Annotated in this window: 26 protein-coding genes; 4 read left to right on the top strand and 22 right to left on the bottom strand. The window is 73.5% G+C overall.

What is annotated here, in order from left to right; all coding sequences use genetic code 11:
• Positions 1-88: 88 nt before the first annotated feature.
• From dnaK to ABZZ79_RS36245, 8 genes are all read right to left on the bottom strand, one after another.
• Positions 89-2,008, bottom strand: coding sequence for a molecular chaperone DnaK (gene dnaK, locus ABZZ79_RS36210; protein ID WP_356696313.1), 1,920 nt, complete (start codon positions 2,006-2,008; stop codon positions 89-91).
• Between the two features lie 98 nt (positions 2,009-2,106).
• Positions 2,107-2,874 carry a glycerophosphodiester phosphodiesterase family protein gene (locus tag ABZZ79_RS36215; protein ID WP_356696315.1) on the bottom strand — a complete coding sequence of 256 codons (768 nt, stop codon included), beginning with the start codon at positions 2,872-2,874 and terminating at the stop codon, positions 2,107-2,109.
• On the bottom strand, positions 2,871-4,274 hold the full coding sequence (locus ABZZ79_RS36220) for a hypothetical protein (protein ID WP_356696317.1): 1,404 nt from the start codon (positions 4,272-4,274) through the stop codon (positions 2,871-2,873). Before ABZZ79_RS36220 ends, ABZZ79_RS36215 begins: the two co-directional genes overlap by 4 nt.
• An 83-nt stretch (positions 4,275-4,357) precedes the next feature.
• Complete coding sequence (locus tag ABZZ79_RS36225; RefSeq protein WP_356696319.1) at positions 4,358-4,783, bottom strand: OsmC family protein; 426 nt, start codon at positions 4,781-4,783, stop codon at positions 4,358-4,360.
• A 74-nt stretch (positions 4,784-4,857) separates the two neighbouring features.
• A complete protein-coding gene (locus tag ABZZ79_RS36230) occupies positions 4,858-6,648 on the bottom strand; it encodes a hypothetical protein (protein WP_356696321.1) in 1,791 nt (596 codons plus the stop codon).
• Entirely contained in the window at positions 6,645-7,706 is a 1,062-nt protein-coding gene (locus tag ABZZ79_RS36235; RefSeq protein ID WP_356696323.1) for a MoxR family ATPase, read from the bottom strand. Before ABZZ79_RS36235 ends, ABZZ79_RS36230 begins: the two co-directional genes overlap by 4 nt.
• A gap of 199 nt (positions 7,707-7,905) precedes the next feature.
• On the bottom strand, positions 7,906-9,993 hold the full coding sequence (locus ABZZ79_RS36240; RefSeq protein WP_356696325.1) for a phage holin family protein: 2,088 nt from the start codon (positions 9,991-9,993) through the stop codon (positions 7,906-7,908).
• Positions 9,994-10,207: 214 nt separating this feature from the next.
• Positions 10,208-10,645, bottom strand: a complete 438-nt coding sequence (locus ABZZ79_RS36245; protein ID WP_356696327.1) for a hypothetical protein — start codon at positions 10,643-10,645, stop codon at positions 10,208-10,210.
• An 84-nt stretch (positions 10,646-10,729) separates the two neighbouring features.
• Between ABZZ79_RS36245 and ABZZ79_RS36250 the strand changes: the two genes are divergently transcribed.
• Together ABZZ79_RS36250 and ABZZ79_RS36255 are read left to right on the top strand one after the other, a co-directional pair.
• A complete protein-coding gene (locus tag ABZZ79_RS36250; RefSeq protein WP_356696329.1) occupies positions 10,730-11,503 on the top strand; it encodes an MBL fold metallo-hydrolase in 774 nt (257 codons plus the stop codon).
• A complete protein-coding gene (locus ABZZ79_RS36255) occupies positions 11,500-12,120 on the top strand; it encodes a VTT domain-containing protein (protein ID WP_356696331.1) in 621 nt (206 codons plus the stop codon). The genes ABZZ79_RS36250 and ABZZ79_RS36255 overlap by 4 nt, the downstream gene beginning before the upstream one ends.
• Before the next feature lie 17 nt (positions 12,121-12,137).
• Here the strand turns inward: ABZZ79_RS36255 and ABZZ79_RS36260 are convergent, their stop codons facing one another.
• From ABZZ79_RS36260 to ABZZ79_RS36275, 4 genes are all read right to left on the bottom strand, one after another.
• Positions 12,138-13,238: an MBL fold metallo-hydrolase gene (locus ABZZ79_RS36260; protein ID WP_356696333.1), complete on the bottom strand. Its 1,101-nt coding sequence runs from the start codon at positions 13,236-13,238 to the stop codon at positions 12,138-12,140.
• Positions 13,235-14,482, bottom strand: a complete 1,248-nt coding sequence (locus tag ABZZ79_RS36265) for an aminotransferase class I/II-fold pyridoxal phosphate-dependent enzyme (RefSeq protein ID WP_356696335.1) — start codon at positions 14,480-14,482, stop codon at positions 13,235-13,237. The genes ABZZ79_RS36260 and ABZZ79_RS36265 overlap by 4 nt, the downstream gene beginning before the upstream one ends.
• 135 nt (positions 14,483-14,617) lie before the next feature.
• The gene (locus ABZZ79_RS36270) at positions 14,618-15,319 is read right to left on the bottom strand and encodes a hypothetical protein (RefSeq protein ID WP_356696337.1); all 702 of its coding nucleotides are present in this window, start codon (positions 15,317-15,319) and stop codon (positions 14,618-14,620) included.
• A gap of 140 nt (positions 15,320-15,459) precedes the next feature.
• Positions 15,460-16,248, bottom strand: coding sequence for an RNA polymerase sigma factor SigF (locus ABZZ79_RS36275; RefSeq protein WP_356696339.1), 789 nt, complete (start codon positions 16,246-16,248; stop codon positions 15,460-15,462).
• 251 nt (positions 16,249-16,499) lie between these two features.
• Here ABZZ79_RS36275 and ABZZ79_RS36280 point away from each other — a divergent pair, with 251 nt between their 5' ends.
• Positions 16,500-16,889, top strand: a complete 390-nt coding sequence (locus ABZZ79_RS36280; RefSeq protein ID WP_356696341.1) for a DUF2795 domain-containing protein — start codon at positions 16,500-16,502, stop codon at positions 16,887-16,889.
• 740 nt (positions 16,890-17,629) lie between these two features.
• Here the strand turns inward: ABZZ79_RS36280 and ABZZ79_RS36285 are convergent.
• The 3 genes from ABZZ79_RS36285 to ABZZ79_RS36295 all read right to left on the bottom strand — a co-directional run bounded on the left by ABZZ79_RS36285 (position 17,630) and on the right by ABZZ79_RS36295 (position 20,364).
• Complete coding sequence (locus ABZZ79_RS36285; protein WP_356696343.1) at positions 17,630-17,947, bottom strand: DUF6158 family protein; 318 nt, start codon at positions 17,945-17,947, stop codon at positions 17,630-17,632.
• Positions 17,948-18,048: 101 nt separating this feature from the next.
• Entirely contained in the window at positions 18,049-19,668 is a 1,620-nt protein-coding gene (locus ABZZ79_RS36290; protein ID WP_356696345.1) for an ATP-binding cassette domain-containing protein, read from the bottom strand.
• 42 nt (positions 19,669-19,710) lie between these two features.
• The gene (locus ABZZ79_RS36295; protein ID WP_356696347.1) at positions 19,711-20,364 is read right to left on the bottom strand and encodes a histidine phosphatase family protein; all 654 of its coding nucleotides are present in this window, start codon (positions 20,362-20,364) and stop codon (positions 19,711-19,713) included.
• Between the two features lie 206 nt (positions 20,365-20,570).
• Here ABZZ79_RS36295 and ABZZ79_RS36300 point away from each other — a divergent pair, with 206 nt between their 5' ends.
• Positions 20,571-21,392, top strand: coding sequence for a methyltransferase domain-containing protein (locus ABZZ79_RS36300; protein WP_356696349.1), 822 nt, complete (start codon positions 20,571-20,573; stop codon positions 21,390-21,392).
• A gap of 103 nt (positions 21,393-21,495) precedes the next feature.
• Here ABZZ79_RS36300 and ABZZ79_RS36305 read toward each other — a convergent pair whose 3' ends face one another.
• The 7 genes from ABZZ79_RS36305 to ABZZ79_RS36335 are packed head-to-tail and all read right to left on the bottom strand — an operon-like array spanning position 21,496 to position 25,298.
• Positions 21,496-21,759, bottom strand: coding sequence for a gas vesicle protein K (locus tag ABZZ79_RS36305; protein ID WP_356696400.1), 264 nt, complete (start codon positions 21,757-21,759; stop codon positions 21,496-21,498).
• A 52-nt stretch (positions 21,760-21,811) separates the two neighbouring features.
• Positions 21,812-22,000: a gas vesicle protein gene (locus ABZZ79_RS36310; protein WP_356696351.1), complete on the bottom strand. Its 189-nt coding sequence runs from the start codon at positions 21,998-22,000 to the stop codon at positions 21,812-21,814.
• Positions 21,997-22,770: a GvpL/GvpF family gas vesicle protein gene (locus tag ABZZ79_RS36315; protein WP_356696353.1), complete on the bottom strand. Its 774-nt coding sequence runs from the start codon at positions 22,768-22,770 to the stop codon at positions 21,997-21,999. The genes ABZZ79_RS36310 and ABZZ79_RS36315 overlap by 4 nt, the downstream gene beginning before the upstream one ends.
• Positions 22,767-23,180, bottom strand: a complete 414-nt coding sequence (locus tag ABZZ79_RS36320) for a gas vesicle protein (RefSeq protein WP_356696355.1) — start codon at positions 23,178-23,180, stop codon at positions 22,767-22,769. Before ABZZ79_RS36320 ends, ABZZ79_RS36315 begins: the two co-directional genes overlap by 4 nt.
• Entirely contained in the window at positions 23,177-24,295 is a 1,119-nt protein-coding gene (locus ABZZ79_RS36325) for an SRPBCC family protein (protein WP_356696357.1), read from the bottom strand. The genes ABZZ79_RS36320 and ABZZ79_RS36325 overlap by 4 nt, the downstream gene beginning before the upstream one ends.
• Positions 24,292-25,038: a DNA primase gene (locus ABZZ79_RS36330; protein WP_356696359.1), complete on the bottom strand. Its 747-nt coding sequence runs from the start codon at positions 25,036-25,038 to the stop codon at positions 24,292-24,294. Before ABZZ79_RS36330 ends, ABZZ79_RS36325 begins: the two co-directional genes overlap by 4 nt.
• Positions 25,035-25,298 (bottom strand): gas vesicle protein GvpG, encoded by a 264-nt coding sequence (locus ABZZ79_RS36335; protein WP_356696361.1) that lies wholly within the window; start codon positions 25,296-25,298, stop codon positions 25,035-25,037. The genes ABZZ79_RS36330 and ABZZ79_RS36335 overlap by 4 nt, the downstream gene beginning before the upstream one ends.
• Between the last annotated feature and the right edge of the window lie 7 nt (positions 25,299-25,305).

Here is a 25,305-nt window from a genome sequence, read left to right on the forward strand (position 1 = left end):
CTCGTACTGGATGTACTTGGGTCTGTGCCCGGTGCGGCGAGAGGGCGTGCCGGGCGTCGCGACGGGGCGAACGTTGCCTGTCGGGGCACTAGGCGGCTCCGCCCCGGTGGTCGCCTTCCTCGTCGACGATCTCGGCGTCGACCACGCCGTCCTCTTCCGGCGAGGACGCGGTGGGCTGCTCGGTGCCGGGCTGTTGTCCGGTGCCGGATTGCTGTTCGGTGCCGGGCTGCTGTTCCGTGCCGGGTTGCTGTCCGGCCTGGGCCTTGGCGTACATGGCCTGGCCCATGCGCTGGCTGACCGAGGCCAGCTTCTCGATGCCGGCGCGCAGGGGGGCGGTGTCGGCGCGCTGGTCCAGCAGGGTCCTTAGTTCGGTGACGGCGGCCTCCACCTCGGCGCGGGTGTCGTCGGGGACCTTGTCGCCGCTGTCGCGCAGGAACCGCTCGGTCTGGTAGACGAGTTGCTCGGCCTGGTTGCGGGCCTCGGCGGCCTCGCGGCGGCCCCGGTCCTCCTCGGCGTACTGCTCCGCGTCCCGCATCATACGGTCGATGTCGTCCTTGGGCAGGGCCGAGCCGCCGGTCACGGTCATCTTCTGCTCGCGGCCCGTCGCGAGGTCCTTGGCGGAGACATGCATGATCCCGTTGGCGTCGATGTCGAACGCCACCTCGATCTGCGGCACGCCCCGCGGCGCGGGCGGCAGGCCGGCGAGATCGAAGGTGCCGAGCTTCTTGTTGTACTCGGCGATCTCGCGTTCGCCCTGGTAGACCTGGATGCCGACGGAGGCCTGATTGTCCTCGGCGGTGGTGAAGATCTCCGAACGGCGGGTCGGGATCGTGGTGTTGCGCTCGATCAGCCTGGTCATGATGCCGCCCTTGGTCTCGATGCCCAGGGACAGCGGGGTGACGTCCAGCAGCAGCACGTCCTTGACGTCGCCGCGGATGACACCGGCCTGGAGGGCGGCGCCGACGGCCACGACCTCGTCGGGGTTGACGCCCTTGTGCGGGTCCTTGCCGGTCAGTTCGCGCACCAGCTCGGTGACGGCGGGCATCCTGGTGGAGCCGCCGACCAGGATGACGTGGTCGATCGCGGAGAGCTTGAGGTTCGCGTCCTTCACCGCCTGGTGGAAGGGCCGCCGGCAGCGGTCGAGCAGCTCGGCGGTGAGCTCCTGGAACTGGGCACGGGTGAGCTTCTCCTCCAGGTGCAGGGGACCTTCGGCGGAGGCGGTGACGTAGGGCAGGTTGATGTTGGTCTCGCTGGAGCTGGACAGCTCGATCTTGGCGCGCTCGGCGGCCTCGCGCAGTCGCTGCACGGCCATCTTGTCCCTGCCGAGGTCGACGCCGTGCTGCCCCTGGAAGCGTGTGATCAGATGTTCGACGACGCGCTGGTCCCAGTCGTCGCCGCCGAGGTGGGTGTCGCCGTTGGTGGCCTTGACCTCGATGACGCCGTCACCGATCTCCAGCAGGGACACGTCGAAGGTGCCGCCGCCCAGGTCGAAGACCAGCACGGTCTGCTCCTCGCCGCGGTCCAGTCCGTAGGCGAGGGCGGCGGAGGTCGGCTCGTTGATGATCCGCAGCACCTTCAGGCCCGCGATGTCCCCCGCCTCCTTGGTGGCCTGCCGCTGGGCGTCGTCGAAGTAGGCGGGGACGGTGATCACGGCGTCGGTGACGTCCTCGCCGAGATAGGCCTCCGCGTCCCGCTTGAGCTTCTGCAGCACCCTGGCCGACAGTTCCTGGGCCCGGTAGCGGGTGCCGTCCACGGAGCCCTGCTCCGGGAAGCGCCACCGGGCGTCGCCCATGTACCGCTTGACCGAGCGCGCGGTGCGCTCGACGTTGGTGACCGCCTGCCGCTTGGCGACCTCCCCGACCAGTACCTCGCCGTTCTTGGCGAAGGCCACGACCGAGGGCGTGGTCCGCGCGCCCTCCGCGTTCGCGACGACGGTGGGCTCACCGCCCTCCAGCACGGCCACCACCGAGTTGGTGGTCCCGAGATCGATCCCGACCGCACGTGCCATCGCCGTCCCCTTCCGCCAGGGCCTGCCCGATCGCCTGCACCTCCAGCACAAAACTTGAGCGCCTTCTTGTCAATGGGGCATGGAGGCGTGGGCGGCGGTCAGGGGGGCGTCCGGTCCGGGCCGCTCCCGGCCGCCGCCTCCCGCAGCGCCACGGCACGCCGCGGCCGGTCGGTGATCAGCACGTCGACGCGCGGGTCGGCCAGGAAGGACCGCATGAGCAGGTCGTCGTTGACCGTCCACACCATGGCGAACAGACCGTGCCGCGCGGCCTCGCGCAGCACCCCGGCACGGGCCAGCCGCCGGTGCACGGCCACCCCGTGCGCCCCGCAGGCCCGCACCCGGCGCAGCGGGAACAGCTCGCTCAGCCGGGTCGGGGCCAGCCGCGCGGCCCCCACCTCCTTGCGGTCGCGCCCCAGCGACAGAGCCGTGCGGACGCCCGGGAAGGCACGGGTGATCGCCGTGACGGAACGATCCTCCAGGCTCGTCGCCACGAACCCGTCCCGCCCGAGCAGGGCCGTCGCCCGGTCGATCACCGTGTGCTCGTAGCCGGTCTCCTTGAGGTCCAGATGCCCGACGAGCCTCCCGGCGATCAGCGCCATCACCTCGTCCACGACCGGCACCCGGTACCCGGCGCGCTCACACAGCTCGGCGTGGCCGATCCGGGCCACCTCGGGGCCCGTGCCGCCCGCGCGGGCGTCGTGGTGGACGACGAGGACACCGTCGGCGGTGCGCCGGATGTCGAACTCGGCGTACTCCGCGCCCGAGCGCAGCGCGTCCTCGTACGCCGCCCAGGTCGCGGCCCCGTGGTGCTCGCTGCCGCCCCGGTGCGCGGACACGGCGGGCCGGGAGGCGGCCTCGGCGGTCACGGCCCGGCCGGGGGGCGGGGCGCGGGCAGGGGCGAGGCGGGCGCGGGGCCGGGCGGCGTCCCCTGCGGGCCGGGCGAGGGGGCCGGGCCCCGGTCGCGGTCCGGCCGGCGGCGCAGCCGCAGCCATCCGACGGCGACCAGCAGCACGAAGGGCAGCCAGGCCGCCGCGTACGCCCACCCGTACTCGCCCACGTCGAGGACTGAGTGGCTGTCGTCGATGTCGGAGGCGTTGGCGCCGAAGAAGGCCAGCAGCAGGGTCGGCGGGAGGGCGATCAGGGTGGCCACGGCGAGCAGGCCGGAGACGATGCCGTCGCGGCGCTCCTTCTCGTCGGCGAGGGCGGCGTCATGGCTCGCCGAGCGCGCGGCGATGACCGAGGTGAGCCGCTCGATCATGCGGGCGGAGTTCTCCAGGCTGTCGCGGATGCCGAAGGACTCGCCGAGGGAGGACTGGAAGCCCTCGGTGAGCATCTCCGGGATCAGCAGGGAGTCGACATAGGCCTCCACGCCGAACGCCAGGTCCAGCTGGAGCTCGTTGACACCCGCCGACAGTTCGGAGATCAGCTCGCGGGCCGCGCGCGGGGAACCGGTGGTCGCCTGCTGGTTGAGCCGCATCATCTCGAAGGACTTCAAGCGGGTGCGCTGGAGCACGGCGAGGGCGGACAGCATGCCGACGGCGACCAGGGTGAGGGCGTTCTCCACGTGCGGCGCCCAGCCGGCCTGTACGGAGACCCCGCGGCCGTGCGCGGCCAGGGTCACGCCCTGGATGTACAGGTGGGGCGGCACGCTGATGCCGGGCCGCGGGGCGCCGGGCAGCTTGCCGCGGTAGATCAGCTCGTTCAGCGGCTCGGCCAGGGCGCTCCGGCCGGAGCCCGCCGCGGTGAGCAGCTCGGCGAGCAACTGGCCGCCGGGCAGCACGAGTTGGTGGACGTTCTGGCCGAAGGCCAGCGGCTCGGGCAGGGCCAGGCGGGCCCGGACCACGTCCAGCAGGGGCCGCCCGCCGAGGGTGAACGCCTCGCGTTCGAAGCAGGTGGCCGCGAGCCAGGGAGCGAGGGCGGCGGTCGAGGTGTCGACGGCGAAGTCGCAGTCCAGCACCAGGGTGGCGTCCCCGCGCGGGGTCGTGACGACGACCATCCCGGCACCCGCGAGGCGCAGTCCGTGGTCGCCGCCCGGCAGTCCCAGGTCCGCCGGGTCGACGGACTCGGCGAGCACCGGCACGGGCAGCACCGTGTCCCCGGAGCGCAGATGCGAGCCGAACCGCCCGAAGTCCAGCCGGTCGATGAGCCTGTCGATGGCGAGGGCCGGGTCGATCCGTCCGGTCAGGCTGAACAGCAGCCGTACGCGGGTCGCGGTGCGTGTGGCGGAGTCGAGTGCCGTGGTCGAAGCGGAGATGCCCTGGACCATCGCCCTCCCTTTCCCGTCCGGCCGCCGTGCGAACCGCCGTGCGGCCCGCCGGGGAGGCGGGCCGCACGGGGTGTCGCGCGGACTCAGGCCAGCTTGGCGTCCAGCGTGATCGGCACGGCCTTCAGGGCCTGGCTGACCGGGCAGTTGGCCTTGGCGTCCTGGGCGGCGGCGACGAAGGCGTCGTTGTCGAGGCCCTCCACCGTGCCCTCCACGGTCAGGTGGATGCCGGTGATGCCCTCGCCCGGCTGGAAGGTGACGTCGGCCGAGGTGACCAGCTTGGTGGGCGGCGTGCCGGCGCCGGCCAGGCCGTGCGACAGCGCCATGGAGAAGCAGCTGGAGTGGGCCGCGGCGATCAGCTCCTCCGGGCTGGTCTTGCCGTTGGCCTGCTCGGCGCGCGACGGCCACGACACCGGCTGCTGCCCGATACCGGAGGAGTCGAAGGTGACGACTCCGTTGCCCTCGAGCAGGTTGCCTTCCCAGACGGTGTGTGCGGAGCGCGTGGTTGCCACGATTGTTCCTTTCGCAAGTTCTGGATGCGGTCCCGCTTCCGGGGGCCCTCGCCCCTATCCGATCACATTCCGGCTCAACGCACCCGGAACACCGGCCCACGCGCGGTGAACGGCAACCGGGCGTTCTGGGGAATCAGATAGGCGTGTTCGCGCCGCACCCGCAGAACGTCGCACCAGCCGTCGGTGATCACCAGGACCGGCGCGCCCGGCGGGAAGTCGTCGGCGCGGTGCAGCAGGTCGATCCCCGGTTGCAGGACCGTGCCCCCGCGTCCGCGCACCCGCACGCGCCCGGCGATCTCGGTGACCGGCAGATAGCCCGCGTCGTGCGGGGCGGCGTCACAGAACACCACTCGCGCGGCGGGCACATCGCGGGCCTCGGCGTAGGAGGCGATGGCGCCGAGCGCCTTGCCGAGCAGGACCCGGCCCATGGAGCCGGAGGTGTCCAGGACGACGCCGAAGGTGCAGCGCGCGACCTCCTCGGGCGGGAGGTAGCGGCCCGCGCGCGGGATGCCGGGCGTGGACGCCTGGCGCCGGGCGGGGCGGGCGTAGGACCGCAGCGGCTCGGGGCGTGGCACGAACTCGTCGAACCAGCGGGCGAGTTGCGCGTCCCAGGGCAGCGGCGGATGGCTGAGGGCGCGGATCTCCTCGATCAGGCCGCCGGGCAGGAAGCCGCGCTCCTGCCCTTCGTGCAGATCGAGTCCGCGGGCGAGGCCCCGGCGGTAGAACTCGTCGAGGTCGACGTGGTCGCCGGGCGCGCCGAGCGGGCCGCCGAGGACGTCGCCGGCGCCCTTGCCGCGCAGGGTGGCCAGGCGTCGTGCCCGGCGCAGGTCGCCCGCGATGCGGTCGTAGACCTCCTCCGCGGACAGGCCGGCCAGCTCCGGGTCGTGGAGCAGCCCTTCGGGCATGGTGCCGACCCGCATCTCGCGCAGCCAGCCGTTGATGACGTAGTCGCAGGCGATGTTGAACAGCAGCGGGTCTCGGGTGCCGCAGCGGTCCTGGTGGCGCAGGGCGGCGTGCAGCATCTCGTGGGCGAGGACGAACCGCCATTCCTCGTCGTCGAAGTGGCACAGGGGGTTGATGTAGATCTCCCCCGACAGGGCGTCCACCGCGGCGATCGCGATGCCGTGGGCGCGGGCGATCTCGGCGTCGGCGACGAGGGTGATGCCGGAGGCGATGCCGCCGAGCAGGGGGTAGGAGGAGACGAACCAGCTCAGCGCCCGCTCCCAGGGCCGGCGCCGGGTGGGGCCGCCGTGCATCGAGTCGCGGCGGCCGCCGGCCAGGTCCATGGCGGTGGACAGGGTGCGGGTCAGCGCGTTCGCGAAGGCGAGCTGCCAGTCGGGCACCTGGCCGTTCCAGCTGCTCCAGGTCACGAGGAGCTGGTCGGGCTCCTCGCGCTGGTAGGGCGCCGGGATGCCGTCGCGGCGCCACAGGGCGGCGAGGCGTTCCTCGTCGCCGTCGGGGTAGGCGGCGGGCAGGTCCTCGGGCGGGCGGCCGACCTTGAAGGTCAGCAGGAAACGGTCGACGACCGCGCAGCGCGCGGCCCGTTCGAACCTGTCGGGCTGCGGGCGCTCGTGGCCGGCGGCGGGGACGTGTCCGAAGCCGAGGTGGAGCACGGCGTGGGCGATGGCCCAGGCCCAGTCGGCGGGTTCGGCGTGGACGGTGGGGTGCAGATGCACGGTGCCGTTGGAGTCGACGCGTGCGAGGCCCTGCCGGGGCGCGGCCCGGCACTCCGGGTCGCGGCAGGTCTTCGCCTCGACGGCGGCGAGCGCCGGGTTGGCCCACGCCATGCGCAGCCCGTCGGCGCAGGCCTCGGCGGCCGGGTCGGTCCTGTGCTGCCGGCCCCGCCGGGCGGCGGCGCGGCTCACCGCCGGGCCTCGACCAGCCGGGGCATGTCGCGGGCGGCCTCGACGAGGAACCAGGCGGGCAGGACCGGGTTGCCGTCGGCGTCGGAGGCGATGACGCTCTGGGCGACCTCGACGGAGATCTCGGCGAGCTGCACCAGCAGGGACTTGGCCCGGTAGGCGGTCTGGCGGCCGTTCGCCGACAGGTGCTCCCTGGAGTCGGGCAGGTCCTTGAGGAGGCGGCCGCGGAAGGACTCGGCGAGGTAGTACAGCAGGTCGCGGTCCTCCGTGCGGGCGGGCCAGCGGGCGTCGCCCTTGAGGATCGCCTCGATGCCGAAGCGGCTGCGCACGATCTTGACGTAGCCGCAGAACGCGGTGGCGTGCCGGGGGGTGAGGGTGCCGTGCGCGAGGACCTTCAGCGTCTCCTCGTCGAGGTCCGCGCCGAAGGAGTGCAGGGCGTCGGAGAGCATGTGCCAGGAGCGCGGGGTGGAGAACGGCTCCTCGGTCCTGGGCGGCTTGGACCACAGGTGGTCGGGCCGGTCGGTGAGGTGGTCCAGGATCCAGGGGTGGATGCCGTGGCCCGCCGCCCACACCAGCCAGTCCTTCGGCGAGGCCTGAAGGTGGACGTGCGTGAGCCGGTTGACCAGCGCGGAGGCGATCGGGCGGGCGAGGGCGTTGTCGGTGGAGCGGTTGCCCGCGCCGATGACGATCGAGCCCTCGGGCAGTTCGTAGTTCCCGATACGGCGGTCCAGGATCAGCGAGTAGAACGCCTTCTGGACGTCCGGCGTGGCCGCGTTCAGCTCGTCCAGGAACAGGCAGTACGGCTCGTCGCGGGCGATGGCCTCGGGCGGGCAGAACACCGAACGCCCGTCCCGGATCTGCGGCACCCCGATCAGGTCCTCGGGCGCGAGCTGCGTGCCCAGCAGACTGACGCACTCCAGCCCGAGGGACTCGGCGAACTCCCTTACCAGGGAGGACTTTCCGATGCCGGGCGCTCCCCACAGGAACACCGGCCGTACGGTGGCCAGGCCGAGCAGCAGCTCCGGGACGCGGGCGGGGGTGACGGTGACGGCGGCCTGCAACGCAGGGGCTCCTCAAGGGGGTTGGGGGGCGTATGCGTTCACAAGTGTGTGTGTACGGCCCCGTGCGCGCAGCCGAATTATCCGGCGCCCCCTACGCGAAGCCGAAGGGTGCGGGCCTCTGCGCGAAGCCGAACCGTCCGGGCCTGCGCGCGAAGCCGGGCCCTCCGGCGGCCCCGCTCCCGCAGCGCGGCCGGCCGCGTCACGCGCTCTTGTCCTGCACGAACCCGTCCGGCACCGGGAGGGACGCGATGTCACCGGGCTTGGACCGCGCGCCGTCCAGGGGCACCTGGGGGCCGTCCGACTCGCGCAGCCAGCGGCGCAGCACACGGTGGACCCGCTCGGCGCCCGCGATGTCGGCGGGCGGCGCCGAGAGCGCGAGCGGCGACAGCAGAAACGGCCGGCCCTGGGCGCCGCCGAGCCCGCCGTGCGAACCGATCTGCTCCTCGAAGGCGAGCACCTCGCCGTCGACCGGGTCGTGGAAGGAGTTGACCATGATGTCGGCGGTGTGCGGGAAGGAGTGCGTGCGCCGGACCGCGTCGGCGGCGCCGGGCCCGAAGGGGGCCAGCGGGCCGCGTCCGTCGGCCAGTTCCGCGACCGGGATCTCGGCGCCGTACGCCCCGAGCAGCACGCCGCCGTGCCGCTCGCTGCGCACGAGGAGGAAGCCGATGCCGGGGTGGTTGGCGAGGGTCGGCAGCAGCGCCGGGTGGCGGGCGTCGATCTCCTCCTTGGTCATGCGGTGCGCCACGTCCGGGAAGGAGATCAGGCCGAGGTTGCCGGAGGCCAGCACGATCGGCTCGGTGCGCCGCGAGGGCGGATACGGTTCGGCCCGCTCCTCGACGGGCCGGCGCAGCGCCGCGCGCACGGCCGCGCGTGCCTCGGCCCCGCTGTGGGTGCGGCTCGCCCGGCGCGGCACGGGCAGTCCGCAGCCGGCCCGGACGAGGTCGGCGAGGGTCAGGCCGTAGCGGGCGCGGAAGGTCTCGCCGGGGCTCTGGCCGTGGTCGGAGAGCAGGACCAGCCGGTAGGGCCGAGGGGCGTGCTCGGCGACCTTCTCGATCAGCGCGAGCGACCGGTCGAGCCGGGCGAGGACCTTCTCGGCGTCCCGGCTGCACGGTCCGGAGTGGTGGGCCACCTCGTCGTAGGCCACGAGGTCGGCGTAGACGGCGGTGCGGCCGGCGAACAGGTCGCCGGTGACCGCCGCGACGACGACGTCCCGCTCCACGACGGTGGCGAAGGCGCGGACGAAGGGGTAGAGCCCGCCGCGCTTGACCCGGGGGCGCTGCTTGCGCAGCCGGGCCCGCGCGGACTGGCCGATCTCGCGGCCCGCCTCGGCGACGAAGGACAGGGCGGTGCGCACGGCGTTGGCCGGGTCGGAGAAGTAGGCGAAGTACCCGGCGCGCGAGCGGGTCTCGCGGCTGCGCCGGCGCGCGGCGATGGACAGCACCAGGGCCTGCTCGTCGGCGCCGCCGCTGAACAGGTTGCCCCGGCTCGCCCCGTCGGCGGTGAGCAGTCCGCCGTCCCCGGTGCGCTCGACCGCGCGGCGCTGGAGCTCGGCGGCGCTGGTGGGCCGATTGCAGACCATGACGACCCGGCTGTCCTTCTCGTACCAGCGGAAGGCGGGCACGTCGAAGGTGCTGCCGTGCAGGATGCCGAGCTGGCTGGCGCCGGTCTGGCTGGACCAGTCGGTGCGCCAGGAGGTGAGCCGGTGGGTGGCGGGCCTGCCGGGGCCGCCGTCCAGCCAGCGTGCCACGGTCGGCATCAGTCCCTTGCCGACGGCGTCCGCGAGCACGTCGTGGCCCACGCCGTCCAGTTGCAGGAACAGCGTGCCGGGCGTGACCGGGCCCGCCGGCCGGTCTCTTCGGCGACGGTCGGCGAGGCGGTACAGGCGGCGGCGGTAGGCGTCGTCCTCGCGCACGGCGAGCGCGGCACCGGTCGCGGAGGCGACCGCGGACATCACGGCGGCGACCACCACCGCGGTCTCCCAGGTCGCGCCGCCCTGCTCGGCCGGGTTCAGCCGCAAGGCCACCAGCAGCAGGGCGCCGTTGAGGAAGAACACCAGCAGGCCGAGCACGAGTGCCGGGACGAGCAGCAGCAGGCGTACCAGGAGCGGCCAGGCCAGCGCGGACAGCAGACCGAAGGCGCCCGCGCCGAGTGCGGCGGTGACGGCGATGCTGGTGGCGCTGTCGCCGTCGGCGGACTGGAGCTGGAAGTCGGGCAGGAGGCCGGCGAGCACGAGCATGGTGAGGGTGGACACGGCCCACACCGCGGTGCTCCGGCCGATCTGGCTCATGACCCGCCGCCAACGCCGTCCCAGCACCCCGTGCACCTCACGTCCCGGCCCGTCGCCGTTGCGGGCCCGCTGTCCAGCGTGTCACACCGGCCCGCGGAAACGGTTCGCCGGCCCGGCGGGCAGCGGGGAGTGTGCCAGGTCCGCGGGTCACGGCCCCTCCGGGCGGTACGGCGGCACGGTGAGCGGCCGCGCCTCGCGCGGTACGGCGGCGGGGTCAGCGGCCGTCGTACCCCGCGGTCGGCATCGACAGCCTGCGGTGCACCATCGCCTTCATCCGGGCGTCGTAGGCGGGCTCGGCGCAGTCCACCGTCTCCACGCGCACTCCGCGCCGGGCGCACTCCGCGGTGAACTCCTCCAGGGAGGCGAGCGCCGACTCCAGTACCCGCGGGCTCGGTGCCACGAACAGGTCGAGCCCCGGCCGGACCCCGTCCCACAGGGCGCGGTGGTCGGGCCGCAGCCTCCGTACGAGCAGCTCGCGCGCGACGACGTAGCCGCGCTCGGCCGCCCAGCGGGCGCACATGGCGTGCTGGCCCCGGGAGTCCACCAGGAAGGGGTCGGCCTCCAGCTCCTCCAGCGGCGTCAGGCTCGCGATGGCCGTGACCTGGACGACCGCCGCGTCCGGCCGGCCGAGAACACCTCGCGGCTTTCCCATGGCGTCCCCCTCACCTCCGGGTTTCGCCGCCGACCCTACTCCTGCACGTAGGCTTCGGGGGAGTCGCGCGAAAGGGGCGGAAGGGTGCCGGTGGAGATCACCTGGTGGGGCCACGCCACCTGCACGGTCGCGGACTCGGACGTACGCGTCCTCACCGACCCTCTGTTCGCCCGCAGACTCGCGCATCTGCGCCGCCGGCGGGGCGCGTTGCCGCCGCCCGGGGCATGGACCGCGGACGTGGCGCTGGTGTCCCACCTGCACGCCGACCATCTGCATGTGCCGTCGCTGGCGCGGCTCGCGCCGGGCACGCGCCTGCTCGTGCCCCTGGGCGCGCGCCGGTCCGTGCCCACTCTGCGCCGGCTCAGCCACCTGCGGATCAGTGAGATGGCACCGGGCGACGAGACGCGGATCGGGGACGTTCTGGTCCGTGCCGTGCCCGCCGCGCACGACGGACGGCGGCTGCCGGTGGGACCGCACCGCTCCCCCGCGCTCGGCTATGTCGTCGAGGGCGAGGCGCGCACCTACTTCGCCGGGGACACCGGCCTGTTCGACACGATGGCCAAGGAGGTGGGGCCGGTCGACGTGGCGCTGCTGCCGGTGGGCGGCTGGGGGCCGTACCTCGGTGCCGGGCATCTGGACGCGGGGCGGGCGGCGCAGGCGCTGGCCCGGCTGGGGGCGGGCAGCGCGGTGCCGGTGCACTACGGCACGTACTGGCCCATCGGGCTGGACGCGGTGCGCCCGCACGAGTTCCACGCACCCGGCGAGGAGTTCGTGCGGCTGGCCGCCGAGAGCGCGCCGGGCGCGGCGGTGCACCGGCTCGGGCACGGGGAACGGGTGCGGGTGGAGGTCGCACGGTGACCTGGCTCGCGGCGGCCTCCTCGTCCGTCTCGACCGGGTCGACGCAGCAGGCCATCGGCTATCCCACGCTGTTCCTGCTGGTGCTGGTCGGGGCGCTGGTGCCGGTGGTGCCGACCGGGGCACTGGTGTCCTCCGCCGCGGTGGTGGCGTTCCATCAGACCGCGCCGTTCTCGCTGGCCCTCGTGTTCGTGACGGCTTCGCTGGCCGCGTTCCTCGGGGACGTGGCGCTGTACTGGCTGGGGCGGCGCGGGATCGGGTCGCGGAACGGCTCACGGTGGCTGGGGGCGATCCGCTCGCGTGCGCCCGAGGACCGGCTGGAGCGGGCGCAGGGCAAGCTGGCCGAGCACGGGGTGGCCGTGCTGGTGCTGTCGCGGCTGGTGCCGGCCGGGCGGTTGCCCGTGATGCTGGCCTGTCTGCTGGCCGAGTGGCCGCTGCGGAGGTTCGTGCGGGGCAATCTGCCCGCCTGCCTCGCCTGGGCGCTTACGTATCAGCTGATCGGCATTCTGGGCGGGTCGTTGTTCCCCGAGCCGTGGCAGGGAGTGGTCGCGGCGATCGCGCTGACACTGGTGATCAGCGTGGCGCCGGGTGTGTGGCGGCGCGTGCGGGCGAGCGGCTGAGGCGGGGCGGGAGCCTGTCAGACACTGCTCCCTTCGGTCGCCTCAAGCACCCGTGAACCCCCGATCGGCAGGTCCCACAGGTCCGCCCGCTGCAGACCCGCCTTCTGCCACGCCTCCCGCACCCTCGTCAGCGGCTCCAGCACCGGTTCCGCCGAGAGGATGAAGGTGCCCCAGTGCATCGGGGCCATCCGGCGGGCGCCGAGGTCCTGGGCCGCCCGGACCGCCTCCTCCGGGTCGCAGTGGACGTCGCGGAGCCACCAGCGGGGGTCGTAGGCGCCGATGGGCAGCAGGGCGAGGTCGATGCCGGGGTAGCGGCGGCCGATACGGGAGAACCAGTGGCCGTAGCCGCTGTCACCGGCGAAGTGGACGCGCCTGCCTTCGGACGAGGTGAGGACCCAGCCGCCCCACAGGGTGCGGCAGGTGTCGGTGAGGCTGCGCTTGGACCAGTGATGGGCGGGGACGAAGTCGAAGCGGACCCCCTTCAGTTCGGCCGCCTCCCACCAGTCCAGCTCGGTGACGGCGGTGAAGCGGCGGCGGTGGAACCAGCGGCCGAGGCCCGCGGGTACGAACATCGGGGTGTCGCGCGGGAGTCGGCGCAGGGTGGGCGCGTCGAGGTGGTCGTAGTGGTTGTGGCTGATGACGACCGCGTCGACGCGCGGCAGGGCGCTCCAGGCGATGCCCACGGGGGTGACCCGGGCCGGGGTGCCGAGGATACGGCGGGACCACACCGGGTCGGTGAGGATGGTCAGACCGCCGATCCGCAGCACCCAACTGGCGTGTCCCGCCCAGGAGACGGCGACGGTGCGGGCGTCCACGCGGGGCAGGGGGCCGGGTTCGAAGGGGAGCAGTGGGATGTCGGCGAGGCCCTCGGGGCGGGGGCGTAAGGAGCCCTCGCGGGCGAAGCGGGCCAGTGCTTTCAGGCCGGGCAGCGGGGCGGTGAGCCGGTCGTGGAAGGTGCGCGGCCAGACCCGGCGGCCGCCCAGGGGGCGGGGTTCGGCCAGGGGTGGAAAGGGCGGGGCGAGGGGGGATTCGGTGAGCGGTGACACGGCGGCGGGGGTCTCCCGGGTGCCTGCCGGAGGGGCGGCACCGGTGGTGGTCGACTCGGGCTGCTGCGTCATCGAGGCGGCTCCCATCGCTGAGCGTCGGCGCGGAGTTCTTCGAAGACCGTCTGCACCTTGGTCAACGCGCGCTGCGCGTGCGGCAGTTCCAGCGGCGCGGGTGAACCGAGGCTCTGTGCCCGCTCCTCGTCGGTGCCGCCGAGCACCGGGGCGGTGGCCAGCCGGACGCGCGGCGCGGCCAGGTCGTCCCCGAAGCGCTGCCCGCCGGGTGTCGGCATGCCGAGCCGGGCGGAGAGGAAGTCCTCCAGTTCCTGGGCGTCGCCGACGCCGTGCGCGGACAGGGCGGCGCGCAGCGGGCCGAGGTCGGCGTAGAGGTGGCGGCCGGCCTGCGGCGGCCTGGCGAGGGCACCGGCCCCGACGACGGCGGAGTGCAGGGCGGCGGCCACGCGCGCGTGCAGGCGTACGGTGGCCGTGACGCGGGAGGTCACGGGCTCGGGCTCGGCGAGGGCGTAGGCGGCCGCGGCGGCGACCGGGCCGGCCACGCGGGCGCCGAGGGCGGTGAGGACGTCGAGCACGCGCGCGTGCAGGGCGGCTCCGGCGTCCCCGGCGGGGAAGCGGGCGACGGCGGCCGGCCAGGCGACGGGCAGCAGCGCGCCGGCCAGATCGCTCACGACGGTGACCCGGTCGGGGAGCATCTCGGCGGGGCTGAGCAGGACGGTGGCGGCCGGGTCGTGCAGGGTGTCGCGCCAGGTCTCGTCGCTGACCATGTGCAGTCCCTCGCCGGCCGCGGCCTCCACCGCCTCGTGCAGCACCTCGGGCGGGGCCACCGTGCCGGTGGGGTCGTCGGCGACGGACAGCACCACCAGCCGCGGGTCGCCCCCCTCCTCGCGCACCCGGCGCACGGTCTCCAGCAGGGCGTACGGGTCGGGTACACCGCCGCACTCGGCGGGGGTCGGCACATGGAAGAGGGGTCTGCCGAGCAGCCGGGCGTACGGGGCCCACCAGGCGGCGCAGGGCCGGGGCACGAGCACGTCGCCGCCGAGCGCGGCGGTCAGCGCGAGCAGCAGCGACGGGGCGCCGGGCCCCGCGGCGGCGCGTTCGGGCCGGGTCTCCAGTCCGCGCCGCTCCCAGTAGCCGCAGGCCGCTTCCAGCAGGTGCGGGCCGCCGCCGACCGGCTCGGCGCCGCCGCGGCCGGCCGCCGCCGCGAGGACGGCGCACAGCTCGGGCAGTACCGGAAGCCCGTCGTCGGGCAGTGGCGGCCCGTACCGGACGGGCCCGTGTCCTTCCGCGTCCGTCCGCCGCATGCGCACCTCCGCGTGCTGCTGCCGTGTCGTCTGCCTGCCGTGCCGCACGACGGGGGCCGGGCCGCGGCTCGGTCCGTGTGCCGCACGGGGCGCCGTAGGTCTCTCGGGGCTGTGCGTACCCAGGCGGGGGCCTGGTCAGGCGTCCCGGCCGGGGGTCCTGCGGCGCAGCCGGTACACGGCGCCGCCGGCGGCGACCGCGATGAAGAAGCCACCGGCGACCAGGGCCGGGACCGAGTCGGTGAAGGCGCCGCCCTCGCCCGCCCGTACGCCGCGCTGGACCGGCGGCGCGGGCGGGCAGGTGCCGGAGTGCGGCTCGGGGCAGGGCTCGGGCGGGCAGGTGGCGCCGTGGGAGTCGGGACAGGGCTCGGGCGGGCAGGTGGCGCCGTGGGAGTCGGGACAGGGCGGTTTGGGCGCGTCGCGGGTGACCGTGAAGGTGGCGCTCCACGGCTTGCCCTGGCCGCCGGGCGCGGCCGGGCAGGTTCCGTCGACGGTCCAGGCGGTGTCCGGCCCGGTGCCCGCCGGGTCGCTCTCCAGGTCGGCGGCGGGGGCGATCTTCGCGGTGCCGCGGTAGGCGGGGCCGGCGAGCGTGTCGAGGCCGGCCGGGACCAGATGGAGGGCGACGGTGCCCTCGTCGAAGGCCTCCGACGTGGCGTCCAGGCTCGGCGGAGGGTTCCCGCCGCCGGCGTCGCAGGTGACGGAGACGGTGACGGTGCCGCCGGGCTGCGCGGTGGCGGGGCTCACCTCGGCGGCCGGGTCGGCCCACACCAGCGGGGCGGCACCGGCCAGGACGGCGCCGGTCATGGCAGCGACGGACAGGACTCGGGCGGTGCGGCGCATACGCAGGGCTCCTCGGGCCGACGGCTGCGGGGCACTTCGTTCGCGCCCCGCAGCCATCACAGCCCGCCCCGTCGAGCCCCGCGCGCGGCCGGGCACCATCAGTGGGACACACGCGGCCGACCGGGTGAATCCGAGTGCGGCTATGCCGCGTCGCGCATCACCTGGTCGCGCAGTCGGTTACAGCAGCGGCTGATCAGACGGGAGACGTGCATCTGGGAGATGCCGAGCTCCTCCGCGATCCTGCTCTGGGTCATGTCGTCGAAGAAGCGCATGTAGAGGATGGCCCTCTCCCGCTCGGGCAGGGCGGCCAGCCGCGGCCTGACGGCCTCGCGGTCGACGACCGTGTCGAGGGCGGGGTCGGTCGAGCCGAGGGCGTCACCAAGGCTGCTGCCGTCCTCGCCGCCGGGCGGCGCGGCGTCGAGCGAGAGCGCGTTGAAGCTCTCCAGTGCCTCCAGCCCGGCCTTGACCTCGTCCTCGCCGAGGCCGGTGTGCCCGGCGATCTCGGCGACCGTGGGGGTACGGCCGAGGTGGCCGAGGTCCTGTACGGCGAACCGGACCCGGTTGCGCAGGTCCTGGACCCGGCGTGGCACGTGCAGGGTCCACATGTGGTCGCGGAAGTGGCGCTTGAGCTCACCGGTGACAGTGGGAACGGCGTAGCTCTCGAAGGCGTGGCCGCGCGCGGCGTCGTACCGGTCGACGGCCTTGACCAGGCCCAGTGCCGCGACCTGGCGCAGGTCCTCGTAGCTCTCGCCGCGGCTGCGGAAGCGTCCGGCGAGGCGGTCGGCCATGGGCAGCCAGGCCTCGACGATCTCCCCTCTCAGCGCGTCGCGCCGCGGGCCGGGCGGCAGCTGGGCGAGGGTGCGGAAGGCCTGGGCGGTGTCGGGGGCGTCGTCGTGAGGGTGGTGCTTCGCAGGTGCTGTGGTTCGCATGATGCGTCGCAACTCCCTTGCGGGTGTGCTGGATGGGACGGTCACCGTGGTTAGCCGTCCGCGGCCCGGCAGGACGCGCGCGGGCTGCGGCAACCGCTCCCACGGACGTGCCTCCGGTCCGAAGCACTCTGTGTCCGCCTGCCCGCGCGCCGTGGTCGCAAACAAAAACGATCCGCCGGGCGAACCACGGTGTCGCCCCCGTCGGGCCGGGTACGCGGTCGGCGACCGCCGACGATCTGGAGGAATCAGTCATGCAACGAGGCAGCGACCGGTTGAGCGTGCATCGCGACGAGGAGATGAAGCACCAGCTCAAGGAGCTGCTCAGGTCGGGTCACCCCACGCGGGTCGAGGATTGGCACGACCCGGAGCCCGTCGCCGAGGACGATCCGCGGCTGGCGGGCGGGCCCTCGGCACCGGCCTCGGCGTCCGAGGCGCGGCTGGAGCTGGGCCGGATGCTGGGGCGCTCCGCGTTCCCGGCGGGCCCCCGGGAACTGATCGGCGTGCTCCGTGACCGCCACGCCCCCGACGCCCTGATCGAACCCCTGTACGACCTCCCCCGCTCGGCCCGCTACCGCAACGTCCAGGAACTGGCGGAGGCACTGACCGGCGGCGAGGGCCCGCGAGGAGGCCGCGGACGCTGAGCACCACGAGGAAACCGGAGGCCCTGAGGGGTCCGGGGAGGGGCGCGGGCGGCGAGGGTCCCAGGGAGGGCCCGCAGGCGCCGAGCGCCGCGAGGAGACCGCAGGCGCCGAGGGTCCCGGGGAGGGGCCGCAGGCGCCGAGGGCCCCCGGGCGGGCAGAGGGCACCAAGGGGCCCGGGGGGCCGCAGGCGCCGAAGACCACTGCGAACCGCGCGCGCCGAGGGTCCCCGGGCGGGCAGAGGGCGCGAAGGGTCCCGGGTGGCCGCAGGCTCCGAGCGCCACAAGGCGACCTCAGGCGCCGAGGGTGCCGGGGAGGGGCCGCAGGCGCCGAAGACCACAAGGCGAACCGCGCGCGCCGAGGGTCCCCGGGCGGGCAGAGGGCACCAAGGGTCCCGGGGGCCGCAGGCGCCGAGCGTCACAAGGCGGCCGCAGGCGACGGAGGCCACAACGCGGAGGGCCGCAGGCGCTGAGGACCGCGACGCGGGGCGAGCCGCAGTCGCTCAGGGCCACGCGGGGCGCCGCGGGCGCCGAGGGTCCCGGGGGGAGCCGCGGGCGCTGAGGAGCACAAGGAGACCGCAGGCGCTGAAGGCCACAAGACGGAGAGCCGCGGACGCCGAGAACGCGAGGAGAGCCGCGGGGCGCTCAGTGCCACACGGAGGGCCGCAGGCAGCGAGGAGAGCCGCCGGGCGCTGACGTGTCGGCGGCGGCATGTCAGCGAGGTCGGGGGCGTTCTCGGGTGCGTCAGGTGCCGGCGCCGCCCGATCCGGGTCCCCACTTGCCCACCGGCGTGCCCATCTCGCGGACCGGCGTCGGCCGGTCGCGTGCGCCGTCGCGGGTGCGGCCCGCGATGACGGACCGGCGCGGGTTGCGGCGCAGGTACTCGCCCTCCAGCTGAGCCATCCGATCGTTGTGGACGCGCAGGGCGTCGTTCGAGCCGTACAGCAGGGTGTCGTGGCGGGTGCGGTGGATCGTCTCCAGCTCCTTCATGAGTTGCTGGTCGTCCAGCCGGCCCGGGTCGACTCCGGTCATGGTGGTGCCCCGCTCGTCGTGTTCGTCCATGTGGTTCGGGTACCGGCCCGGTGCGTGTACGGCCGGGCGATGCCCGGCACGGAGCCATGGACCTCGCTGTTCTGCCTCCACTGTACGAACAATCCGGCGCCCTAGCGCGCCCGCTCCACCCGGCGTTCGTCCCAGACCGGCTCCGGGGTCTCGCGGACCCGGCCGTCGCTGCCGAAGACCAGGTAGCGGTCGAAGGAGCGGGCGAACCAGCGGTCGTGGGTGACCGAGAGGACCGTGCCCTGGAAGGCCTCCAAGCCCTCCTGGAGCGCCTCGGCGGACTCCAGGTCGAGGTTGTCGGTGGGCTCGTCCAGGAGCAGGGCCGTGACGCCCTCCAGCTCCAGCAGCAGGATCTGGAAGCGGGCCTGCTGGCCGCCGGAGAGCCGGTCGAAGGTCTGCTCGGCCTGCTGGGTCAGCTCGTAGCGGCGCAGCCGGGACATGGCCGCGCCACGGTCCTGGGAGTGCTCCTGCCACAGGATGTCCAGCAGCGTGCGGCCCTGGAGCTCGGGGTGCGCGTGGGTCTGGGCGAAGTGGCCCGGCACGACCCGCGCGCCCAGCTTCCACTGCCCCGTGTGGGCCACGGTCTCGCCCGCCAGCAGGCGCAGGAAGTGCGACTTGCCGGAGCCGTTGGAGCCGAGGACCGCGACCCGTTCGCCGTAGAAGACCTCCAGGTCGAACGGTTGCATCAGGCCGGTCAGCTCAAGCCCCTCGCAGGTCACGGCCCGTACGCCGGTACGGCCGCCCTTCAGGCGCATGGTGATGTCCTGCTCGCGCGGCGGCTCGGGCGGCGGCCCGGCCTCCTCGAACTTGCGCAGCCGCGTCTGGGCGGCGGCGTACCGCGAGGCCATCTCGTGGCTGACCGCGGCGGCCTGGCGCAGGGTGAGCACCAGCTTCTTCAGCTGGGCGTGCTTCTCGTCCCAGCGCCTGCGCAACTCCTCGAAGCGGGCGAAGCGTTCACGGCGAGCCTCGTGGTACGTGGCGAAGCCGCCGCCGTGCACCCAGGCGTCGGCCCCGGCCGGGCCGGGCTCGACGGAGACGATCTTCTGGGCGGCGCGGGCGAGGAGTTCACGGTCGTGGGAGACGAACAGCACGGTCTTGCGGGTCTCCGCCAGCCGCTCCTCCAGCCAGCGCTTGCCGGGCACGTCGAGGTAGTTGTCCGGCTCGTCGAGCAGCAGCACCTCGTCGGTGCCGCGCAGCAGCGCCTCCAGCACCAGCCGCTTCTGCTCACCGCCGGACAGGGTGCGCACCAGCCGCCACTGCGCCTTGTCGAACGGCATGCCGAGCGCGGCCGCGGTGCACATGTCCCACAGCGTCTCCGCCTCGTAGCCGCGTGCCTCCGCCCAGTCGGCGAGCGCCTGGGCGTAGGCGAGCTGGGCGGCTTCGTCGTCCACGGTCATGATCGCGTGCTCGGCGGTGTCGACGGCCTTCGCCGCCTCGCGAATGCGCGGCGTGGCGACGGAGACCAGCAGGTCACGGACGGTGGTCTCGTCACGCACCGAGCCGACGAACTGGCGCATCACACCGAGGCCGCCGCTGACGGTGACGGTCCCGCCGTGCGGCTTGAGCTCGCCGGAGATCAGCCGGAGCAGGGTGGTCTTGCCCGCGCCGTTGGGTCCGACGAGGGCGACGACGGCGCCTTCGCCGACCCGGAAGGAGACATCGCCGAGCAGCGTCCTCCCGTCGGGGAGGTGGTACTCGAGATGCGCGGCTTCCAGATGTCCCATGGTCCGGCATTGTGCGGGCGTCCGGTGCGAGGGGGCAAACCGTTATCGGGGCTCCTCCACCGGCAGACCCGCAGGTCCGCTCCCTCCGGCGGCCAGCGGGGCACCGGCCCAGGACAGCAGCTTCCAGCCGTCGGCCGGGGAGCCCTCCAGGACGACCACGCCGGTGTTCTCGAGCCCGTGGGTGGCGGCGTACGACACCTCCACGTCGGCGGCGCGCACGGCGGTCCACAGCCGGATGGCGGCGCCGTGGCTGACCACGGCGACGGTCCCGGCCCCGCTGTCGGCGGCCTCCGCGATCACCGCGTCGTAGCGCGCGAGGACCTCCTCGCCGCTCTCCCCGCCCGGCATCCGCAGCGCGATGTCGCCGTGCATCCAGGCGACCACGGTGCGGAAGTAGCCCTCCCCCTCGCCCGTCAGGCCGGGCAGCATCTCCATGTCGCCCGCGGACACCTCGCGCAGACCGTCGCGCACCTGGACCTCCAGACCTCGGGCGGCGGCCAGCGGGGCCGCGGTGCGCCGGGTGCGGGTCAGCGGGGAGGCGTACACCGCCGCGATGTCCTCCTCGGCGACCCTCTTCACCAGCGCGGCCGCCTGTCTCTCGCCGAGTTCGGTCAGCGGTGCGCCGGGGAACGCGGTGTCGAGCAGGTAGTCCAGGTTCGCGACGGTCTGGCCATGGCGTATCAGCAGCAGGCGCATACGGGGTTCTCCTCGCTCGGCGGTACGGCGGGAGGCGGCCGTACGACCGTTTCAGCGTACCCGTGTCACCGATGACCGACCCTTGATCTGACACTCCGTCAGTCCACATACCAAAATGGATATCTCAGAATGCGGCTGGTTCGGCGTACGGTGGCGTCAGCCGCCCGGGGCGCCTGCCCGGGGACCGGAGGAGAAGGGGTACAGCCATGCCGCGAGCACGGGAGACCGCCGTCTACACCCACGGGCACCACGAGTCGGTGCTGCGTTCCCACACCTGGCGCACCGCCGCCAACTCGGCGGCGTACCTGCTCGGTTCGATCGAGCCGGGGATGCGCGTGCTGGACATCGGCTGCGGTCCGGGCACCATCACCGCGGACCTGGCCGCCCTGGTCCCGGACGGGCATGTCACGGGCGCCGACAGCGCGCCGGACATCGTGGCGACGGCCCGCGCCACGGCCGCCGAACGCGGCCTGACCAACACGGACTTCACCGTCGCCGACATCCACGCCCTGGACTTCGCGGACGGCACCTTCGACGTGGTCCACGCCCACCAGGTGCTCCAGCACGTGGGCGACCCGGTGCAGGCGCTGCGCGAGATGGCGCGGGTGACGAGGCCCGGCGGGATCGTCGCCGCCCGCGACTCGGACTACGCGGCCATGACCTGGTACCCGGCCGTCGCGGGCCTGGACGACTGGGCGGACCTGTACCAGCGGGTGGCCCGGGCCAACGGCGGCGAACCGGACGCCGGCCGGCGCCTGAAGGCGTGGGCGCTCCAGGCGGGCCTGACCGACATCACCGCGAGCTCGGCCACCTGGACCTTCGCCACGCCCGAGGAGCGCGCCTGGTGGAGCGGCCTGTGGGCGGACCGCACCCTGGCCTCGGCCTACGCCGACCGCGCCGTCGAGGGCGGCCATGCCACCGTCGGGCAACTGCGGGCGGTGTCGCAGGCGTGGCGCGAGTGGGGCGGACGGGAGGACGGCTGGTTCAGCGTCCTGCACGGCGAGATCCTGTGCCGCAAGGCGGGCTGAAGCGCCGAGCCCTCCCCTGCGGCCCCGGAAGGCGGAGGTTCACTCCCGGGGAGGCGGAGGTTCGGCCCCGGGAGGCGGAGGTTCGGCCCCGGGAGGCGGAGGTTCACTCGCGGGGAAGCAGCGGTCCGAGCGGTCCGAGGTCCAGGTTGAGGTCCTCGGGCCGCAGTCCGTAGCGCTCGCGGAGCTCGATCATGCGCTCCTCCAGGAGCATCAGCGTGAGCCCGATGCGCTCCTCCTGCTCCTCGGTCAGATCGCCGGTGTCGACGCGGCGCAGGGCCTGCCGCTCCATGAGCTGCCGCAGCAGTTCCACGACGGTCAGGACCAGTTTCACGAGGTCCCGCTCGACGGTGTCCGGTTCGAGGTCCATCCGTCGTCGGCTCTCGGTCACGTCGGCTCCTCCCCGGGCGAGGGCGTCTCGGTCACGTCGGCTCCTCGAAGGGCGAGGGCACCTTGGGACCGACGGAGCTGATCAGGGCGTTGAGGTCGATGCGGACGAGATCGACCTCCGCGATGCGCAGCGTGATGTCGCCCGTGACGACGACCCCGCCGGCCAGCAGCCGGTCCAGGAGGTCGACGAGAGCCACCTCGCGGCGTTCGACGTCGGTCACGGTGACTCCCCGCCGGTCCCGGTGAATCCGGTGAACGAATAGGCCGCCCAGGGGCCGGTGAGCTCCACACGCACCCCGGACGCCTCGTCCTTCGTGCGGTCGACGAGTTCCACGAACTCCTCGGACAGCGCGCGGGGCACGAGATAGGCCGCGTTGAGCACGTTCCTTCCGGAGGCTCCGGAGAGACGGGCGTTCTGCGGCGGATGCAGCCGGGCGTCCTCGGCGAACCGGGAGAGCGTCGCGTGCAGCCGGCCGGCGAACTCCTCGGCCTGCCGTCCGGCCTCCTCTCCCGCCACCGTCTGCCGCCGCCGCTGCCGCAGATAGTCCCGGCCGGTCGCGGGCCGCGCGGCCGGCCGCGCGGGCTCGGCGGGCCGCGCCTCGGCATAGGCCTTCACGCCCCACTCCACCCGGCCCTCCAGCCGCTCCAGGGTGCGCCGGAAGAGGTCCTCGTGCGCCTCCATCATCACGCGTACGCCGCTGTCGTCCTGGAAGACCGTGGCGAGCCGCAGGGGCAGCGGGGTGGTGACGGCCGTGAGCACGTCGATGACGCCCTGGTGGGCGCGGGCGGTCTCGGCGAGCCAGTCCAGGTCCTCCAGATGGGCGCGCAACGGCTCCTCGGCGAAGTCCGCCTCCGGTACCGTGCCCACCACGGCGATCAGCCCGTGATGCGTCAACATCTTGGGCGGCACCCCCGCGACGCCCGTCAACTGGGTTTGCAGCGCGGAGCGGAAGGGGCGGCAGACGGCGTAGACGTAGCGCAGTCCGGTCATCGGGCCTCCTCCTCGGCCTCGACCTCGGCCTCATAGTCCTCCTCGGCCTCGACCTCCTCCGGCTCCTCGGCCCGCCGGGCCTCGATCTCCTCGGGCTCCATCACCGCCCCGGACTCCAGTTCGGCCAGCCGTTCGCGCAATCTCGTGTTCTCCCGGGCCAGTTCGGAACGCCGGGCACGGGAGGACAGCGCCGGGTCGCTCTCCCACCAGTCGATGCCCATCTCCTTCGCCTTGTCGACGGAGGCGATGACGAGGCGGAGCTTGATGGTGAGGAGTTCGATGTCGAGCAGGTTGATGCGGATGTCGCCCGCGATGACGATGCCCTTGTCGAGCACCCGCTCCAGAATGTCGGCGAGGTTGGCGCCGCTGCTGGAGGGGTAGGGCTCCGGCATCCTGCTGGGCATGCTCATCGACCGCTCCGAGCGTCCGCGTACTCGTCCTCATCCTCGGTCTCGTACTCGCCCTCCGGCTCCTCCTCTTCCTCCTCTTCTTCTTCCTCCTCTTCCTCGGCCTCGTCGTAGGGGCCTTCCTCCTCGTCGTCCTCGTACTCCTCCTCGTCCTCCGCCTCCTCAGGCGTCTCCTCGTCCTCCGCCTCCTCGGGCGTCTCCTCGTCCTCGGCGCCGGATTCCTCCTGCTCCTCCTCGGCCACGGCGTCCTCATGGCTCTTGACGACCTCGCCGTCGCGGATCTCACCGCGCCAGCCGTCCTCCGCCTCGCCCTTGAGCGTGATGTGCCGGGCGAAGTTCTTCAGGTCGAGCCGGGCCCGGCGGCCCTGGGCGCGCCAGATGTTGCCGGTCTTCTCGAACAGCCCCGAGGGGTAGTACTCGATGACGAGCAGGACGCGGGTGAGGTTGTCGCCGAGCCGGTGGAAGGAGACGACTCCCCTCGTGGTGCCCTTCGCGCCCTCCGACGTCCAGGCGATGCGGTCGTCGGGAATCTGCTCCCCGGTGTGGGCCTTCCAACTGCGGCTGGACCAGAAGATTTTGAGGTTCCAGTCGGAGTCGACGTCGTCGGAGCGGTTCGCGCTCTTGACGCCCTTGGCGAAGGTGCTGAAGTCCTGGTACTGGGTCCACTGGTCGTAGGCGGTGCGCACATCGACGCCGACGTCGATGGACTCCATGATGACCGTGGGCTTCTGGCCTCCGCCGCCCTTGCGCTTGCCCTTGCCTCCACCGAGATTCTTGAGGGCGTCCATGGCCTTGTCCTTCATATGGGTGGCACCGGTCTCCAGTGCTGCACGCAGGGGCCCCTTGCCCTCCGCGAGCTTGCGGCCACCGTCGAGGGCGAGCTTGGCGAGGCCGGGGCTCTTGCCCTCGGCGATGTCGTTGAGCTTGACCGTGGTCTCGCCGAGTTTGCGGCCCGCGCCGACAAGCACGCGTTGGGCCTGGGCGGCGAGGTACTCCTGCACCTCGGCCTTCAGCCGCTCGGCTGCCTCGCTCTGGGCGAGGTCGGTGAGGGGGCCGCTCGTCGCCTTGCCGGCCGCCTTGCCCGCCCCGTTCCCCGCGTTCGAGAGGGCTTCACTCATAGGTCACCGCCGCCCTTCGGCAGTCGTCCCTGGCCACGGCGGGCTCCGCCGCCTGCCGACGCCGTCTTCCTGGCGGCCGTCTTCTTCGCGGCGGTCTTCCTGGCCGCCGGCTTCTTGGCCGGGGCCTTCTTGGCCGGAGCCTTGCCGGCCGATGCCTTCTTCCCGGATTCCTTCTTGGCGGGTGCCTTCTTGGAGGGTGCCTTCTTGGCCGGCCTCTTCGCCGCCTTCTTGCGCGTCGGCTCAGGCGCCTCCTCGTCCTCGTCCTCCTCCGGCTCCTCTTCCTCTTCCTCTTCCTCGTCCTCGTCGAGCTCGTCCTCCGGCTCCTCGTCCTGCGCGCTCTCGTCCTCGGCGCTCTCGTCCTCGGCGCTCTCGTCCTCGGCTGTCGCTTCCTCCGGCTCCTCCTCGTCCTCCTCCAAGTCCGGTACCACGCCCTCCAGCTGGTCGCGCACCTCACCGGTCCGGCTGTGCAGCCGGTCGGCGAGCGAGCTCATCTGGCGTTCGACCATGGCGCCCGAGGCTGCCTTGCCGACCCCGCGCAGGTCCTGGCGCAGCTGGTCCCCGATCTCCTTGAACTGCGGGTTGTTCTGCAGTTGTCCGGAGACCAGCTCCGCGATGCCCTTGGGGGTCAGGTTCAACTTCTTGCCGGCCACGAGCGAACCCACCGCCATGGCCAGCTTCATCTTCTTGGTACGTCCGAGGACGTATCCGGCCCCTAGCGCGAGGCCCAGTCCCACTCGGTTCATCGTGCCGTCCCCTCGCCTGTTCCACTGCTCCCGCCCATACCGATCTCCAGCCGGTCGAGGAGCTCGTCCTCCTGGCGGTCGAACTCGTCTTCGTCGATCTCACCCGCTTCCAGGCGTTCTTCCAGGCGGGCGAGCTCGGCCCGGACCGTGGCGGGGTCGTAATAGATCCGTTCCGCCTCGTTGAGCACCTGTCTGAGCACCCAGCCGCTGCCGCGCACGGGTGCGAACGGCAACAGCAGCACCTCTGAGATGAGTCCCACCGTTCGG

Origin of the sequence: Streptomyces sp. NPDC006458, assembly GCF_040612135.1 — a bacterium.
Lineage (GTDB): Bacteria > Actinomycetota > Actinomycetes > Streptomycetales > Streptomycetaceae > Streptomyces.